The sequence below is a fragment of the Nocardia sp. NPDC051570 genome, assembly GCF_044454005.1.
In the GTDB taxonomy this organism is placed as follows: Bacteria; Actinomycetota; Actinomycetes; order Mycobacteriales; family Mycobacteriaceae; genus Nocardia.
In genome coordinates, this window is the sequence record NZ_JBITDI010000001.1 from 245,250 (window position 1) to 260,362 (window position 15,113).

The 15,113-nt window shown below is 65.3% G+C and carries 16 protein-coding genes; 12 read left to right on the plus strand and 4 right to left on the minus strand.

The window, feature by feature from the left end; translation table 11 throughout:
• Positions 1-15 precede the first annotated feature (15 nt).
• Positions 16-687 carry an LppP/LprE family lipoprotein gene (locus ACIA76_RS01090; RefSeq protein WP_397147010.1) on the minus strand — a complete coding sequence of 224 codons (672 nt, stop codon included), beginning with the start codon at positions 685-687 and terminating at the stop codon, positions 16-18.
• A 62-nt stretch (positions 688-749) separates the two neighbouring features.
• Positions 750-1,730, minus strand: coding sequence for a RimK family alpha-L-glutamate ligase (locus ACIA76_RS01095; protein WP_397147013.1), 981 nt, complete (start codon positions 1,728-1,730; stop codon positions 750-752).
• A gap of 459 nt (positions 1,731-2,189) precedes the next feature.
• Here ACIA76_RS01095 and ACIA76_RS01100 point away from each other — a divergent pair, with 459 nt between their 5' ends.
• From ACIA76_RS01100 to ACIA76_RS01140, 9 genes are all read left to right on the plus strand, one after another.
• The gene (locus ACIA76_RS01100) at positions 2,190-2,714 is read left to right on the plus strand and encodes a nitroreductase family protein (protein WP_397147015.1); all 525 of its coding nucleotides are present in this window, start codon (positions 2,190-2,192) and stop codon (positions 2,712-2,714) included.
• Entirely contained in the window at positions 2,677-2,997 is a 321-nt protein-coding gene (locus tag ACIA76_RS01105) for a DUF6092 family protein (RefSeq protein ID WP_397147017.1), read from the plus strand. Before ACIA76_RS01100 ends, ACIA76_RS01105 begins: the two co-directional genes overlap by 38 nt.
• Positions 2,990-3,724 (plus strand): tRNA-dependent cyclodipeptide synthase, encoded by a 735-nt coding sequence (locus tag ACIA76_RS01110; RefSeq protein ID WP_397147019.1) that lies wholly within the window; start codon positions 2,990-2,992, stop codon positions 3,722-3,724. The genes ACIA76_RS01105 and ACIA76_RS01110 overlap by 8 nt, the downstream gene beginning before the upstream one ends.
• Positions 3,725-3,773: 49 nt before the next feature.
• Positions 3,774-4,520 carry a class I SAM-dependent methyltransferase gene (locus tag ACIA76_RS01115; RefSeq protein ID WP_397147021.1) on the plus strand — a complete coding sequence of 249 codons (747 nt, stop codon included), beginning with the start codon at positions 3,774-3,776 and terminating at the stop codon, positions 4,518-4,520.
• 217 nt (positions 4,521-4,737) lie between these two features.
• On the plus strand, positions 4,738-6,396 hold the full coding sequence (locus tag ACIA76_RS01120) for an APC family permease (protein WP_397147023.1): 1,659 nt from the start codon (positions 4,738-4,740) through the stop codon (positions 6,394-6,396).
• Between the two features lie 289 nt (positions 6,397-6,685).
• Positions 6,686-7,525, plus strand: coding sequence for a hypothetical protein (locus ACIA76_RS01125; RefSeq protein WP_397147025.1), 840 nt, complete (start codon positions 6,686-6,688; stop codon positions 7,523-7,525).
• 185 nt (positions 7,526-7,710) lie between these two features.
• Positions 7,711-8,619 carry a LysR family transcriptional regulator gene (locus ACIA76_RS01130; protein WP_397147027.1) on the plus strand — a complete coding sequence of 303 codons (909 nt, stop codon included), beginning with the start codon at positions 7,711-7,713 and terminating at the stop codon, positions 8,617-8,619.
• A complete protein-coding gene (locus ACIA76_RS01135) occupies positions 8,610-9,128 on the plus strand; it encodes a hypothetical protein (RefSeq protein ID WP_397147029.1) in 519 nt (172 codons plus the stop codon). Before ACIA76_RS01130 ends, ACIA76_RS01135 begins: the two co-directional genes overlap by 10 nt.
• Positions 9,129-9,339: 211 nt before the next feature.
• Positions 9,340-10,293 carry a DMT family transporter gene (locus tag ACIA76_RS01140; protein ID WP_397147930.1) on the plus strand — a complete coding sequence of 318 codons (954 nt, stop codon included), beginning with the start codon at positions 9,340-9,342 and terminating at the stop codon, positions 10,291-10,293.
• A 673-nt stretch (positions 10,294-10,966) separates the two neighbouring features.
• Here the strand turns inward: ACIA76_RS01140 and ACIA76_RS01145 are convergent.
• Positions 10,967-11,233, minus strand: a complete 267-nt coding sequence (locus tag ACIA76_RS01145) for a hypothetical protein (RefSeq protein ID WP_397147031.1) — start codon at positions 11,231-11,233, stop codon at positions 10,967-10,969.
• 150 nt (positions 11,234-11,383) lie between these two features.
• Between ACIA76_RS01145 and ACIA76_RS01150 the strand changes: the two genes are divergently transcribed.
• Positions 11,384-12,406, plus strand: a complete 1,023-nt coding sequence (locus ACIA76_RS01150; protein WP_397147932.1) for an alpha/beta hydrolase — start codon at positions 11,384-11,386, stop codon at positions 12,404-12,406.
• A gap of 98 nt (positions 12,407-12,504) precedes the next feature.
• On the opposite strand, the gene ACIA76_RS01155 is transcribed toward ACIA76_RS01150, so the two are convergent.
• Positions 12,505-13,410, minus strand: a complete 906-nt coding sequence (locus ACIA76_RS01155; RefSeq protein WP_397147033.1) for a class I SAM-dependent methyltransferase — start codon at positions 13,408-13,410, stop codon at positions 12,505-12,507.
• Between the two features lie 301 nt (positions 13,411-13,711).
• Here ACIA76_RS01155 and sigK point away from each other — a divergent pair, with 301 nt between their 5' ends.
• On the plus strand, positions 13,712-14,377 hold the full coding sequence (gene sigK, locus ACIA76_RS01160) for an ECF RNA polymerase sigma factor SigK (RefSeq protein ID WP_397147035.1): 666 nt from the start codon (positions 13,712-13,714) through the stop codon (positions 14,375-14,377).
• Positions 14,370-15,086: an anti-sigma factor domain-containing protein gene (locus ACIA76_RS01165; protein WP_397147037.1), complete on the plus strand. Its 717-nt coding sequence runs from the start codon at positions 14,370-14,372 to the stop codon at positions 15,084-15,086. Before sigK ends, ACIA76_RS01165 begins: the two co-directional genes overlap by 8 nt.
• The last annotated feature ends 27 nt before the right edge of the window (positions 15,087-15,113 follow it).

Sequence of the window (15,113 nt, forward strand, 5' to 3'; positions counted from 1 at the left end):
GCGGATCAGTGACGGTCACGGATTCGGATCGGTCACTTCCTTCGGGAAATCGCGGTCGGGGGTGACCGTCCGGCCGTCCGCGCCGAGGGTGAGGGTGACGACCAGCGGGCCGCCCTGCGGGCAGCAGTTGGCATCGTTACCCGTCAGCCAGCGGTATTGCACCGCCACCGAGCGAGCGGTGGATCCGACCACGGAGGTGTAGCTGGTCGCATTCTTGGTCGCGGTGCCCAGGTAGCCCGCGTGGTTGAACAACAGCACGTGCCACGGCGAACTCGCCGTGCCGCGCGGCGTGCCGGCCAGCACCCACAGCAGATCGGGGCAGGATCCGACGGATGCGTCGGTGCCGCTGTCGGCGTAGTAGCCGTCGCCGCCGACGCCGGGGCCCAGCGAGTTGATCGCGGCGGTGACGACCGGGGATTTCAGGTCGACGCAGGCGCCGTTTCCGGCGGTGGCGGGGGCGTGGTCGCCCGGCGGCCGCGACCCGGGCGCGGGCTCGGTGACCGGGGCCGCACCGGTGCCCGACTGTCCCGATCCCGGCGGCGCGATGGTGGTCGTCGATGCGGCCGACTGTCCCGGCTTCCCCGCTGGCGACCCCCCGGCCGCCGGCGTGCTCCCGCCGTCCTGACATGCCGACGCTGACAGGGTCACCGCGGCCACGGCCACGATGATGCCGACGATTCGTCTCATGGAATTCCTTTCGACTTGTCCCTACTGAACAAGTCGGACCCCACCCTAATCTGGTTACGCCCTCAGTTTTCCGGGCATGCGCCGGATACCCGCCCCTGAGCCCGGTGCGCCGAGGCGTCATTCGGCCGGATCGAGAAGTGGGCCCGGGCGAACGGGACCGCGACGGTCCGAAAGCCCTGTGGCACGTCGAGCACCGGATGCACATTGACCTCGAACACCACCCCGCCGCGCTCGGGCACCAGATCGACACCGCCGAACGGCAGGCCGAGGGCGCGCGTCGCGCGCACGGCCAGGGCCCGCAGCCGTGCCGGGAGCGCCTCAGACGGCAGCGTTCTCGAGATCGCGCCCTGTGCCTCGTTACACGGTGCGTCGGGATCGGATTGCACGTGTTCGCAGACCCGCAGCACCCGGTCGCCGAGGACCACGACGCGATACTGATGCCGCCGCCCGTGCTCGTCGAAGTTGCCCGCATCGCGCGACAGCAGCCAGGGGGCTCCGGTGGCGGCGTAGCGTTGCGCGGCCGCGCGCAGTTGCCGCTCGTCGGTGATGTGGACGACCCCGCGGCCGCCGAAACCGACCGCGGGTCTGGCCCAGACATCGCGCCCGAGCCGGTCGAACGCCTCGGCCACATGCGGCGAATACGGCTGGAGCAGAACCGATTCCATATGCGGGACACCGGTCTCCCGGAAGCGGATGACCGTGCGGCGCTTGTCGGTGGCGCGGCGCCATGCGGTCGCGTCCGCGCCGAGACAGACGGTCCCGCTGCGCGCGATCAGCGCCTGGAAGCGCGCGAATCGGAGCCGATCCTGCGGTGGAATCTCGTAGACGACGATGACCTCGGGCCGCAGCCGCCGCCCCTCGTATCGGATCTCGAGGGCCGGTGGCGCACCGATGAGCGCCGCGTGGCCGGTGCCGCCGGTATAGAACCGGCGGGCGTCCACCACCGCCGGAGCCCGCCCGGTCAGCAGATGCACGGCATGCGCCAGATGGGCCGTACTTCCCTCGGTGGAACCGAAATCGGTCATGACGACGACATCACCCATCGAGACTCCTCGGCACTCGGCCCATACCCGATCCACATCGGAGAATACCGCCGGGTCGGGGATCCATTCATGAATATCGTTCCGGCACATGCCGTTCCGGATCGATAGGGCACTCCGGCACAGATGACGATGCCCAATGATGTTTCCCCCGGGGGGAGGAAGTGACTCAATAGCACCACCGGCCACCGCCGAGCGCGCCTTCGGGTGTTCCCGGTTGCCGCTGTGAGCGCGGGTACAGGCTTCTCGGTTGTCACTGTCTCGAGAGTTGTTGCAGAGTACCATTTTTGCGATTGATCGCAACCTTCGACCCGAGAATCATTGGGCGGCAGGGGGATTGACAGCCGACTCGGAATTGATACCGTTTGGAAGGTGAGTACAAGATCATCTCCGGCCTCCCTCATCATAGGGCAGGACAGTGCCGGAGCGCCGGATCAGGAAGCGCACGAGGCGATTCGGGTGATGCGCACCCGTCGTGTCGTTCGCGAGTACACCGACCATCGGATCGATGACACGACCCTCGACCAGATGCTCGCGGCCATGCTGGCCGCGCCGTCGGCCTCCAACAAGCAGGCGTGGGCCTTCGTCGCCGTCCGCGAGCCACGGATGCTGCGCCTCATCCGTGCCTTCGCCCCGGGAATCATCGGACACCCCCAGCTCATCGTCGCGGCCTGTTTCGACCGCACCCGCGCGGCCCGCCCCGAAGGGCGGGTACCGGGCGCCTGGGAGGTGGGTCTGCTGTGTGTCGGTATGGCCGTGGAGAACCTGCTGCTGGCCGCGCATGCCCTCGGGCTCGGCGGCTGTCCCGTCTCCAGCTTCCGCAAAGACCCCATCCGCACCCTGCTGGATCTTCCCGCGCACCTCGAGCCGGTGCTGCTGGTGCCGATCGGGCATCCGGCACAGCCCGTCGAACCCAACCACCGCCGCGACCGGAACGAGGTGATCAGCTATGACTCGTGGAACCAGCGAGCGACCGCAGATCGGTGAGGAACTGCTGCTGCTGGCGGCGTACCTGCTCAGCAGCGGCCGCGGGCTGCTCGAGGAACCCGCGGACTACGGACCGACACGATGCCTGGACGCCGCCCGCAGGGTGCTGGCGCTGACCGCGGATCTCGGCATGACCGACCCCGGACTCGACGAAGTGCGAAAAGATCTGGAGGACTTCATGTTTGCTCCCATGGGCGAACGCGACCTCGAAACCGTCCTCGAAGACCTGTGCGGCAAACTCGCCACGGTCCTCCGCGACGGGGAGTTGATCTCGCGTGACTGAGTTGGCGAACAACCCCTGCCGCATCCCGGACGACACCGCGCCGGGATCGATCGAGGCCCTCCCCTACTCACCCGCCTGCCAGGACGTGCTGGACCGCGGCGAACATGCCCTGATCGGGGTGAGCACCGGGAACAGCTACTTCACCCAAACCAGACTCGTCGCCGTATTCGGCTGGGCGCTGCGGCATTTCGAGCTCGTCGACGTCGTCTACACCGACCTGCATCTGGACACCATGCGCATCGCCGACGGTGACACACCCCAGAAAGCCCGCTCACGAGCGAACCGTGCGATCACCGACGCGCGACGACGCATCCACCGCGCCGTCGAGCAGCTGCCCGACGGCGCCGCCATCCGGGTGCGCCCTCTGTCCGAGTGCGCACTCCTGCCCGGATATCGGGACGTTCGCAAACGCCTGGACGACGCCCTGATCACCGACCCGCGCCTCGCGGCCGCGTGTGACGACCACGTGCGTTACTGGATGGGCGACCGACCCGACCCGGCCGACGAACAGGACATCGCCCGGCACGAGGCCTCGCTGGCCTACCTGCTGGCGGAATTGCCCTTACTGGCCAACACTCCGGAGACCCTGGACGTGTCATCGTCGCTGTGCTGTTACCACGCCACGATGCCGGTGGTGAACGAACTGCGCAGCCTGCCGGAGTACTGGCACCCCGACCAGGGCCACGCCGTCGTCCGGCCCCGGCCGGACACATCCTCGCAGGACTGATGAATCACACGATCGTTGAACCGGATCCAGAGAGGTGACTTGCGCAGCTATGACCGCAACTGATCAGTACGAAACTCTCGTGAAAAGCTACGACCGCCTCGACAGCGTCATCGGTTTCTACCGGCAGTACGTCGAGTATCCGTCGTTTCTGCGCGCCGTCGGTCCGGTGCCCGGCGGGCGGATCCTCGACGTGGGTTGTGGGGAAGGAGCATTCACCCGGCTGATCGCGGCGGAGCTGGGCGCGTCCGAGGTCGTCGGAGTGGACAGATCGCCCGGAATGATCGAGCGTGCCCGGCAGATCGAAGCCGAACGGCCGCTCGGTATCACCTATCAGGTGCACGATCTGGCGACGATGCCTGTGCAGGATGGATTCGACGCGGTCACCGCCGCCTACGTCCTCCATTACGCGGGTAGCCGGGAGACGCTGGAGATGATGGCCGAGCGTCTGTTCGCCAGCGTCATCCCCGGTGGCCGTCTGATCGCGATCCTGGGCAATACGAATTCGACCGCTCGCTCCGAGGAAGCCTGTGGGTTCCGGATACATCGACCGGAACATCCACACGAGGGGCAAGAGTATGCGCTCTCGATACTCACCGATCCCCCGACCGACTTCTACGTGCGTTACTGGCCCACGAACACCGTCATCGATGTGCTCGTATCGGCGGGGTTCATCGATGTCAGGTGTGAGGCTTTCGAGGTCTCGCCGTCGACCCCGGCGGGCGGGCGAGAGCGGGCACAGCGATGCGTCGAGAATCCGACGGGCGTTCTGCTGACCGCCGGGACCTCCCCGCACTGACCGGCCGGGGCGCGGCGTCTACGTCGGTCGCGCCCGGGACGAATTACCCGCCCGCCCAACGTTTTCATTCGGCATTGTGGTGCGTCGGGTAATACCGTTCGGATTCAATCGCGGATCGCAGCAGGTATCGGCGATGTTTCGAGTTGATGTCCCCGGTTGACGACACTGGTTGCGGGGCCAACCATTGTTGTTACTTGTTTTCTGATTGGGGCGCACGATGGTCGGCATCACGGACGTCGCGAAGGACCGACCGCAATCCGGACAGCTGCACCGATCGGTGGGGTTCTGGGGATTGATGTTCATCGCGCTCGGTTCCATCATCGGCTCGGGCTGGTTGCTGGGCGCGCTCGGCGCCGCGCGGTCCGCGGGTCCGGCATCGTTGATTTCCTGGATCCTGGCTGCGGCAATGCTGATGGTGCTGGCGCTCATCCACGCCGAGTTGGGTTCGGCGTATCCCGTCGCGGGTGGGACCGCCCGGTTCCCGTATTTCGCCTTCGGGACCTTGGCCGGTTTCACCGCCGGGTGGGCAGCCTATCTGCAGGCGGTCACCATCGCACCGATCGAGGTCGAGGCCGGCATCTCCTATCTGGCCAGCACCAGCTGGGCCAAAGAGCACCTGAATCTCTTGCACCCCAACGGCACCCTGACCGGCGTCGGACTGCTGGTCGCCACCGCGGCGATGCTCGTGTTCACCGTCGTCAACCTGTTCGGCGCACAGTTGTTGTCATCGAGCAACAACGTGCTGGTGACCTGGAAGCTGATCGTGCCGATCCTGGCGGTCATCGTGATCTTGTCGCTGAGCTTCCACCCGTCGAACTTCCACGCCGGCGGCGGATTCATGCCGTTCGGGATGCACGGCGTGTTCGCGGCACTGCCGGCCGGTGTGGTGTTCTCGTTGCAAGGCTTCGAGCAGGCTGTGCAGATGGCCGGGGAGGCCCGCGATCCCCGTAAACATCTCTCGCGGGCGATCATTTCGGCGATGTGTATCGGTGCGGCCGTGTACATCCTGCTCGAGGTGGCCTTCATCGGCGGGCTCGCACCGAAGGACTTGTTGCACGGTTGGGCGAATCCCATCGGCGCCAGCGACTTCGGGCCCTATTACACGCTCGCCATCGCAGCGGGGGCAGGCTGGCTCGCGACGATCCTGCTGATCGATGCCGTGGTGTCACCGGGCGACACCGGGTTGATCTATCTGGCTACCTCGGCGCGGCTGTCCTACGCGCTCGGTGAGGAGGAGGTGCTACCGGCCAAGTTGACTGCGACCAACAAGCGGGGCGTGCCGATGTACTCCATAGTCCTCGCCTTCCTCATGGGCGAGATCATGTTTCTGCCGTTCCCGAGTTGGAGTTCGCTGGTCAGCCTGGTGACCGGCGCAACGGCGATCATGTACGCGTTCGCCCCGGTCTCGCTCGCGGCGCTGCAGGCCCGCGACCCCGAGCGGGCCCGCTCCTACCGCATGCCGTTTCCGAAGGTGCTCAATCCGGTCGGCTTCGCCTCCGCCAACCTGATCATTTACTGGGGCGGCTTCGAAGCGATGTGGAAGCTGCTCGCCGCCCTGTTCATCGGCCGGCTGCTGTTCGAGATCGCGCTGCGGCGCGCGAAAGATGTGCGGCGCGCCGATATCGATTGGCGTGCGGCGTCATGGATTTGGCCGTGGCTGATCGGGACGACGATCATCGGTCTGCTCGGCCGCTACGGCAAGGGGTCGCACAACGCCCTTCCGAATTGGATCGACCTGCTCGTGGTGATCGGGTTCAGCCTGGTGATCTTCTACTACGCCGTCAGCCTGGCAATGGAATCCAGCCAGATCCAGGCGGCGGTGGACACCGAAGAGCGGCAGCTCGCAAACGCACCCGCGCTGAACATTCCCGGGTAGGCCAAGGGGTTACGGCCGCAAAGAGCCCTGACCATATGGACGATAAAGCGGATTTGTCCTTTTCGGGTTTGTCGGCGACTACCGCCTCGGCGGTTGGAATCCGTTCTGGCAATTACGATTAACTCGCGGGAACTATAACCACTACGGCTATCGCCGAGATAGCGCAGCCCGAGTTCTTGCTGACGTGACTGACGTCGCATTGCGACGACATCGGCCCGGTGCATAGGCTACTGCATCAGTTCGCATGCACGTTGGATTGGCGTGCGGATCAGCGAGTCGAGGTGTCGGAATGAGTGATCGTGACGTTCTGGTGATGGACGCCTCGGATCGGCGAGAATTGTCCCCGATGCCCCAGCTGAGACCGCTCAAGCGGGGCTATCGACGGCTGGTCTGGAGCGACCCTCGACTACTGTCGGCCGAATCGCAGCGCAGACTGGAATCAATTCTTATCCAGGTCAGTGGCGAGGCGTTCCACGTGGACCGAAAAGCCTACTGGGAGCGCAGGAGCCAGGACCACTTCTTCGACAAGGTCTCCCTCTTGCAGCTCATCGTCGACGATGACTCTCGGGTGGTGGGGTATACGTCCCATCACCGATTGGAAGTTGACGGCTTGCTATGCTTCTATGCCGATATGGCGGCGATCTTGCCGGAGCATCAGGGCCGTGGACTACTCAAGCGGGCCCAGCAGTTGACTGCCCTCGAGCAATTGCCTTTCCGCCACCCCGGGCAGACTGTCTACCTCGTCTCGAGGACGCGCAATCCTATTATCTTTCTCGCCGAGAAGATGCATTGGTCGGCGATCGGCGAGCGGTCTGTGTGGCCGACCATCGGCGAGCCGACACCGAGGCACATACAACGAATCGCTGAGGCGGTCGCGGACCACGTCGGATTGAGCGGCTCGATCGACCTGGAGCGACTGATGGTCAAGGACGCCTTCGATCCGGAGACACGCTACGAATTTCCCGCAAGCGGGAATCCGGAAGTCGACGAATTCTTCTCCGCGCTGGGGCCGGACGACGCCTACCTGACCGTAATGAACGGTACCGCAAAAGAATTCGTGGAATATCTCGTCAAACTCGTGATGAGATATATCCGCCAGGGTGTGTCACGGCCAGCGCTGTCTACCTGAGCACAGTCCACGGGTGGGAGCGATCGCGAGCATGTCGGCGTGTTGGCGGTGACGACGCCTCGTCGAGTGAGCGATATCCTCTCCTGCGGCTCCCGGGCAGCGTGGGGATGGCGTTGGGGGCCAGCCCAATTCATGAGCGGTTCATAGCTTCAGGCTATAGATCGCCGTAGCGGTGGGAGGTGGCGGTGGCATGGGAAGCCGACGGTCTGGATCTCGAGGCACTGCGCGTCTTGGTTCGGGTGGCCGATCTGGGCAGCATCTCCGCTGCGGCTCGAGCCGAACGGATCAGCCAGCCCGCGGCGAGTAAGCGGCTCCGCGTCCTGGAATCACGGCTGCGGCTCGAATTGGTGGACAGACGCAATCGCGGGAGCGTGCTGACCGCGCACGGACAGATGGTCACCGAATGGGGCCGCAAGGTCATCGCCGCCGCGGATGCGCTGATCACCGGGGCAGCGGCACTGACCGAGCAGGCGAGACGGAATGTCAGTGTCGGTGCCAGCCAGACGATCGCCGAATACCTCATGCCGCGGTGGCTGACCGCGTTCCAGGAACCCGCCAGTCGGCCGCCGGTACGGCTGCAGGTGGGCAGCTCGCCGGAGATCATCGCGGCGCTGCGCGCCCGGGAGATCGATCTGGGCTTCATCGAGTCGCCGAATGTTCCAGCCGATCTGGGCAGTCGGCGGGTCGCCAAGGATCGCCTGGTGCTGGTGGTGTCTCCACACCACCAGCTCGCACGACGGTGTGATCCCTTGACCGGACTGGAATTGGCGCGGCTTCGGCTGGTGTCGCGCGAACGTGGCTCCGCCGCACGCGAAACCCTGGAACTGGCCGTCGGTGAGCCACTGATCGATCCGGTGATCGAGCTGCAGTCCAATGCGGCGGTCAAGGTGGCCGTGGAGGCCGGGGAGCTCGCGGCCGTCCTCAGTGAGCTGGTGGTCGGACAGGACCTTCGTGACGGCAGGCTTGTGGAGATCCCGTTGCGCGGCGTCGATCTCACGCGGTGCTGGCATGCCGTCTGGCGGAGCGGAACTCGCTGGCAGGGCGCTGTCGGGGAGTTCCTCACGGTGGTTGCCGACCAGTCCCGGTGGACGTAACACTGCCGGTCGCAGCCATATCCAAAGGTTATGACATTCAAAGTATTTCGGATATCGAGCCCGGTCCGATAGTCGAGTTGCCTCGGTACGGTGGTATTGCCGGATCGTTTATGGCGGTGCCCCATGTCATCAAGGAAGGACTGTCGGTGTCCAGTCGGATGTTGCGGTGCGCGTTCGGTGTGATGGTTGGCATGGCAGTATCGGTTACAGCTCAGACTGCGGCACACGCGTCGGCTGCCGCGACCTGCAACAGCGACTGGCGTGGCGACCAGGTATGCATTCGTTCGGCCAGTGGGCAAGTGTGGATTACGGGGCAGGACGACTATCCGGGCGCAATGGTATATCTGGAGCTGATTCACGCACGCGACCAGAGGATCGCGGCGGGACCGTCGGGCAGCCGCTCGCTGCACGCCCGAGTCGCACCGGGCCGGTATTACGCGAGTTACTTGGTCGAAACCGCATATCTGACCGATACCCAGGTCGAGTCCCCGGTGGCCCAGGTCGAATAGGCCCGGCCTGCCCTACGATGCCACGCAGCCGACTCAGCGGTCGAGGTTGTCCGGATATGTAACGAAAGTTGCGAACAGACTTTTCGGGACATTCCCGCCGGTATGGGCAGGCGAGAAGCATTGGCATCGACAGCCATCCGGTCGTAGGCTGTCGAGTGCCGGTGGCTCGAATATGAATAGCTCGCGTGACGTCACCTGGCGACAGGGCTCGATGCAGACCGGCTTGCACTCATTTTCCGGAGGTACCGTGCTCGGCGTATTTCTGGTGTCGACTATGTGGGGTTTGTCCTCGGTACTGATGAAAATGGTATTGCCGGGCATTCCACCCCTGTGCGTAGCCCTGGCACGCGTGTCCCTGTCGGCCCTCGTGCTGGTACCGGCCGCGGTAGTGCGGCGGCGGCGCGGACGAGACGCCCTGCCCACGTCGGTACGTCGGCGCGACCGGTGGCATGTAATCGTCTTGGCGACAACGACTGTCGCGATACCGTTCAGTCTGACCGCCTGGGGTCAGCAGCATATCGGCGCCGGGTTGGCCGCGGTGCTGCATGCCACCATTCCGCTCTGGACGACCGTGTTCTCCGTTCTCCTGCTGGGACATCGACCGGGACGGTGTCAGGTGGCCGCGACCGCGGTCGGGCTGATCGGCGTGGCGGTCCTGGTGGGAATCGGGTCGGCGCATCCGTCGGAGTCCTCCTGGCGTGGTTGTCTGGCGGTACTCGTCGCAGCGGGCTGTTACGGCTTCGGCTGGACCTACCTGCGCCGCAATCTCGCCCACCGGCAACCGCTGTACATCGCCGCCGTCGTACAGTCCGGCGCGGTCCTGGTGTTGATGCCAGTGGTCGCCACCACCCTCGACCACGCCACCCTGGCTGTCACACCGGCGCGCATCGCGAGCCTGATCGCACTCGGCGTCATCAGCACCGCCGGCGCGGAATTGCTCAACTACCGCAATATCGCCCAGCTCGGGCCGACGACCGCCGCATTGTCGGCATATCTGATTCCCGTCGTCGGCGTTGTCGGTGGCGTCGCGGTCCTCGGCGAACAGGTCACCGCCCGGCTGCTGGTCGGCGCGGGCATCGTGCTCGGTTCGACCGTATTCGCCTTCCGCCGTGAACTTTCCACGAGGTCCCTCACCACCGGAAGTCGGATGTCCAAGTGTCGCTGAGTGATTCGATTGCCGCGCGCAGGCGGTCAATCGGCTACCAGCGACCAGCCCCAGCCGATGTGCCGCGGGGCTCGGCACTCGGCAGCAATCGGGCGCCACGATCCTCGGCAGAAGAGACCGAATAGTCCCCTCATTGATGCCGGATATGTCCCGAATTCTCAGTTCTACGGAGTCTGCTGAAGGTACGAATTCATTTCCCACTGAGAACGAGTCTTCACCATGCGAAGGGCAGGTCTTCCGATCGCGGCGCTGGTCGCCGCAGTGATCGGCGCATCGATAGTAGGTACCGCCGGAGGCGCGTCGGCACAATCCGCGTTGTGCCCGAACCTTGTCCCGGTTCCGCCGTACTGCCAGCCCACCATCCCTGGCGGACATCCACCGCCGCCCCTCCCTATCCCGCCAGGAGGACACCTCGGGCCTCCTCACAGGCACCCCGGTCCCCCCGGCGGGCACTCCGGTCCTCCCGGCGGGCACCCCGGTGTTCCCGGGCATCCCGCTCCGCCTGGTGGACATCCTGGTCCTCCCGGTGGCCACGGCGGACCGCCCGGTGGCCACGGCCACCGCTGACCCGAGCGCCCGGCCGAACACCCTCGGCCATAGCGGATTCCGTCGGCTCGGCCCGATCGGCCGGGCCGAGCCGAGCCGAGCCGGCAAGAGAATCAGACGTCGTCACCTACACCAACGCCGCCTTCTGCTTGCACACGGATGACAACTCGCAGCCACGGGGGCTTGCTCGGGGCGGGTTCGAGCAGGGTTTCTTCTGACCTTTGGCGTGTTCGGCGGGGACGGGGTGCGGGATGAGTTCGGCGCGATAGCCGTAGCAGGCTTTGCCGACGTTGAATCCGGCCTCGGTGCGCACGGCGAATCCGTCCCAGGACTTCTCCAGCATTTCCAGCACGTAGAACTCGGCGACGCCTTGTTCGAGGCGGCGGGTCAACACCTGGGTGGCGAGGCATCTTCGCAGTTATCAGGTTTGGCTACGTCGGCTTGATCCGCAAACACACCAAACCGGAGGCGGTAGCGGTACGAAGCCCTTCAGAGGCAGTTTCAACGGACGCGGACACAGAACCGAGAGGGGTCGGATTTGAGAATATGGCGATCGACATCGAACGCGACACTGCGCTGGATCACCGTAGGCGCGCTTACCACCGCTTGTTTGGCCGGCGCGGCGAGTCCGTCGACCGCGGCGCCCGAGGTTCCCGGCGTCGTCTCCGTCTCGGAGATCAACGATCGGCAGGAAACCGTGATGGTGTTCTCCCAGGCTATGAACCGACCGATTCCGGTGCAGGTAATCCGCGCTGCGGACACGACGCACCCCCGCCCGACGATCTATCTGCTCAACGGCTCCGGCGGCGGTCCGAACGAGAGCGGATGGGACGTGCAAACCGATGCGGTGAGTTTCCTGCGCGGCAAAGACGTCAATGTGGTGACGCCGTTCGGCGGTGCCAATTCCTACTACACCGACTGGATACGCGACGACGCTGTCCTGGGACGCAACAAGTGGCAGACCTTCATCAATGAAGAGCTACCACCGGTCATCGAGAACTACCTGGGCGCCAACGACAAGCGGGCGCTGGCGGGTGTCTCGATGAGCGGCACCTCGGTGCTGAACCTGGCTATCGCCAAACCCGGCTTCTGGAAGGGTGTGGCCGCGTACAGCGGTTGCGCGCAGACCTCGGATCCGATCGGGCACGAGTTCGTCCGGCTCACCGTGGAGAACTGGGGCGGTGGTCAAAGCGTGGAAAACATGTGGGGCCCCGCCGACGGACCGCTCTGGCGCGCCAACGACCCGCTGGTCAACGCCGACAAGCTGCGAGGGACCGCCATCTTCCTGAGTTCGGGTAGCGGCATTGCGGCCGCGCCGCACGACACTCCGTTCGATCGGCGGGTGCTCGAAGGCAGGATCCCGCTTCCGGTGCAGATCGCGTTCGGCGGACCGATCGAGGCAGCGATCCATTACTGCACCGTCAACCTGGCGAACCGGCTGCACGAACTGAACATCCCAGCGACATTCGACGATCGGCCGGTAGGCACCCACTCCTGGGGCTATTGGGAAGACGACCTGCGAACATCCTGGCCATTCCTGGCCCAAACGATCGACACCGAGAACTGAACGCCAGAAACTCGGCCGCATGACGAATACAGAAGGTTGTTCATGCGGCTGGGTCGGCCGAGCCGGACCGCAGCCGTCCGGCGCTGGTCGGCTGGGTCTCAACGCGAATAACCCTGGCTCGCAAAGTCTTTCTGACAGGTGAACTGCATGACATCGATGTGGCCGGTGCGGAATTTGTCCGCACACCCGGTGAGGTATCGCAGATAGGTGTAGTACGCCCGCTCGCCGCTGAGGGCGATCGCGCGATCCTTGCTGTACCGCAGTGCCGCGACCCAGTGGTCGAGGGTCTTCACGTAGTGCAGTTGCAGCGGCTGGATCTGCGTCACCTCGAAACCGGCCTCGCGGGCGTATTCCCGCACACCGCGTGGCCTCGGACCGATCGGCGGCGGCAACTCGCTGCCCGGAAAGATCGTGGTGCGGATGAAGCGCAGGAAGTCCACGTCGTCCTTCGTCAAGGGGATGCCGTTGACGCGCAGGAAATGCACACCGTAGACGATGATTGTCTGTAACAGCATGGTGGCGTCGGCCGGTAGTGCCCGGTAAGCGAAGTCGAAGAAGTCCTCATAACGTTCCTGCCGGAAGTGTTCGAAGGCCCCGATGGTGACGATGCGGTCAACCGTGCCGTCGAACTCCTCCCACCCCTGTAACCGCACCTCGGCCGACAGCCTGTCGGCGGGCCGAGTCTCGAGCAACGACCGCACATATCGATATTGATTCTCGCTCACCGTGAGACCGATGACGTTCACCTCGTATCGCTGCAGCGCCCGCAGCATCGTCGATCCCCACCCGCAGCCGATGTCGAGTAGCGTCATGCCGGGTCGTAGCTCGCACTTGTCGAGCGCCAGGTCGATCTTGGCCATCTGCGCCTGCTCGAGGTTATATTCCGCGTCCTTCCAGTACGCGCAGCTGTGGGTGCGGCTGGGGTCGAGAAACAGGGCGAAGAAATCGTCAGGCAGATCGTCATGAGCCTGGACCCCGGGATGAAACGGCTTGCATCCACTCACGAGCATCCTCCGAACACCGTCACGGGACAGGGACAAGAGTCGGTCTGCACACCTCGGCTCAGGGCCGCTGCAAGGAAGTCGAAGCCACGGCCCTCCTGGACCATCCTCGAGAAAGTGATATGCATCACAAATCACTCGGAGTCCCGAGCCAGGCGCGAGGCCGAGCCGGAGAGTACTGAGCCCCAGGCGGCCGACGCCGAACATACGAAGTGTCTCTCATGCCCCGACCAATCCCATAGCCTCGATGGCAGCGACCGAACTGTACGGACCGAGTGACCTCGATCAAGGGAGACAGACCGCGATGGCGGATGATCAGCGCTTCCGGCCGGTCGACGCCGACCGTACCGGCCTGCGCACTCCCACCCCGGCCGCGTCGTGCCCCACCGACCGGCCTCGGCCGGATACCGAAGCGGCCCGCCGGCTGAGCGCACTGCTGGCCGGCATCGCGGCGGGCGACCGGGACGCCTTCCTCCAGTTCTATCGCTCCACCCACGATCGTGTCTTCGGGCTGTCGCTGCGCTTACTGCGCCGACCCGCCATCGCGGAGGAGATCACCCAGGAGATCTACCTGTATGTCTGGAACACCGCCGACGAGTACGACACCCGGCTGGCCAGTCCCATCGGCTGGTTGATGATGCTCACCCATCGTCGCGCCGTCGACCGGATCCGCGCCGAATCCTCGGCCGCCACCCGCGAACTCGCCTACGGCCATCGTCAGCTCGGACGCGACCACGACATCGTCGCCGAGACCGTGAGCCAGCGCTCGGAGGAACGCGCCGTCGTCGACTGCCTCGCCACCCTGACCGATCTTCAGCGGGAAACCGTCGCGCTGGCCTACTACGGCGGCCGCACCTACGCCGAGGTCGCCGAGCACCTCGGCATTCCGCTCAACACCGTCAAATCCCGCATCCGCGACGGCCTCAAGCGGCTGCAGAACTGCCTGGCGGGATCGGTGACCGATGCCTGATATCCACCCCCACGACGAGCTCTTGGAGCTCGCCTACCCTTACGCACTCGACGCGCTCGCGGAACCGGACCGCCGCTCCGTCGAGCGAATGCTCGCCCGGGCCGACGACGCCACCGCCGCGGCCTTCCGCGCCACAGTGCGCGACCTGCACGAGACTCTCGCCGACATGACGATCATGGACGCCGTGCCGGTGCCATCGAACATCGAGGAAGCGCTGCTGCGGGAACTCGACGAGCGGAACGCACCCGCCCCGCACCGCGACCGCGCACGCCTGATGCGCTGGCTGTCCGCCGCGGCGGCGATCGTGGTAGCTATCGGCCTCGGCGTGGGAATCGCGGTGATACGCAGCCAATCCCACGAGTCCAGCGATATCACTGCGCAGCAGGTGATCACCCACGCCGACACCCGCTCCGAAACCACACCCGTTACCGGCGGCGGCAGCATGACGGTCAGTACGTCCCGCGAACTCGGCGCCGCCACAGTGACCTTCGATGCCGTACCGCCCGCACCGACCGGCCGCACCTATCAGATGTGGCTGATCGACGCAGCCGGTCGACCGCAGTCGGCGGGCGTGCTCGACACCCTGCCGGGCAGTCGCACACCCATGCTCCTCCGGACCGGTGACGCCGGCGAAGTGGCCATGTCGATAGAACCGACCGGTGGCTCGACCACCCCCACCGATCCCCGTGTCAAGGCGCCCCTGCGCTAAGTGTGACAGCACTGCCGCAACGGCCTT

Excerpts from the sequence above, each read along its gene's own strand:
- ACIA76_RS01095 (WP_397147013.1), bottom strand. The coding sequence starts at position 1,730 with ATGGGTGATGTCGTCGTCATGACCGATTTCGGTTCCACCGAGGGAAGT.
- ACIA76_RS01120 (WP_397147023.1), top strand. The coding sequence starts at position 4,738 with ATGGTCGGCATCACGGACGTCGCGAAGGACCGACCGCAATCCGGACAG.
- ACIA76_RS01090 (WP_397147010.1), bottom strand. The coding sequence starts at position 687 with ATGAGACGAATCGTCGGCATCATCGTGGCCGTGGCCGCGGTGACCCTG.
- ACIA76_RS01115 (WP_397147021.1), top strand. The coding sequence starts at position 3,774 with ATGACCGCAACTGATCAGTACGAAACTCTCGTGAAAAGCTACGACCGC.
- ACIA76_RS01165 (WP_397147037.1), top strand. The coding sequence starts at position 14,370 with ATGCCTGATATCCACCCCCACGACGAGCTCTTGGAGCTCGCCTACCCT.
- sigK (WP_397147035.1), top strand. The coding sequence starts at position 13,712 with ATGGCGGATGATCAGCGCTTCCGGCCGGTCGACGCCGACCGTACCGGC.
- ACIA76_RS01140 (WP_397147930.1), top strand. The coding sequence starts at position 9,340 with ATGCAGACCGGCTTGCACTCATTTTCCGGAGGTACCGTGCTCGGCGTA.
- ACIA76_RS01125 (WP_397147025.1), top strand. The coding sequence starts at position 6,686 with ATGAGTGATCGTGACGTTCTGGTGATGGACGCCTCGGATCGGCGAGAA.
- ACIA76_RS01100 (WP_397147015.1), top strand. The coding sequence starts at position 2,190 with ATGCGCACCCGTCGTGTCGTTCGCGAGTACACCGACCATCGGATCGAT.
- ACIA76_RS01105 (WP_397147017.1), top strand. The coding sequence starts at position 2,677 with ATGACTCGTGGAACCAGCGAGCGACCGCAGATCGGTGAGGAACTGCTG.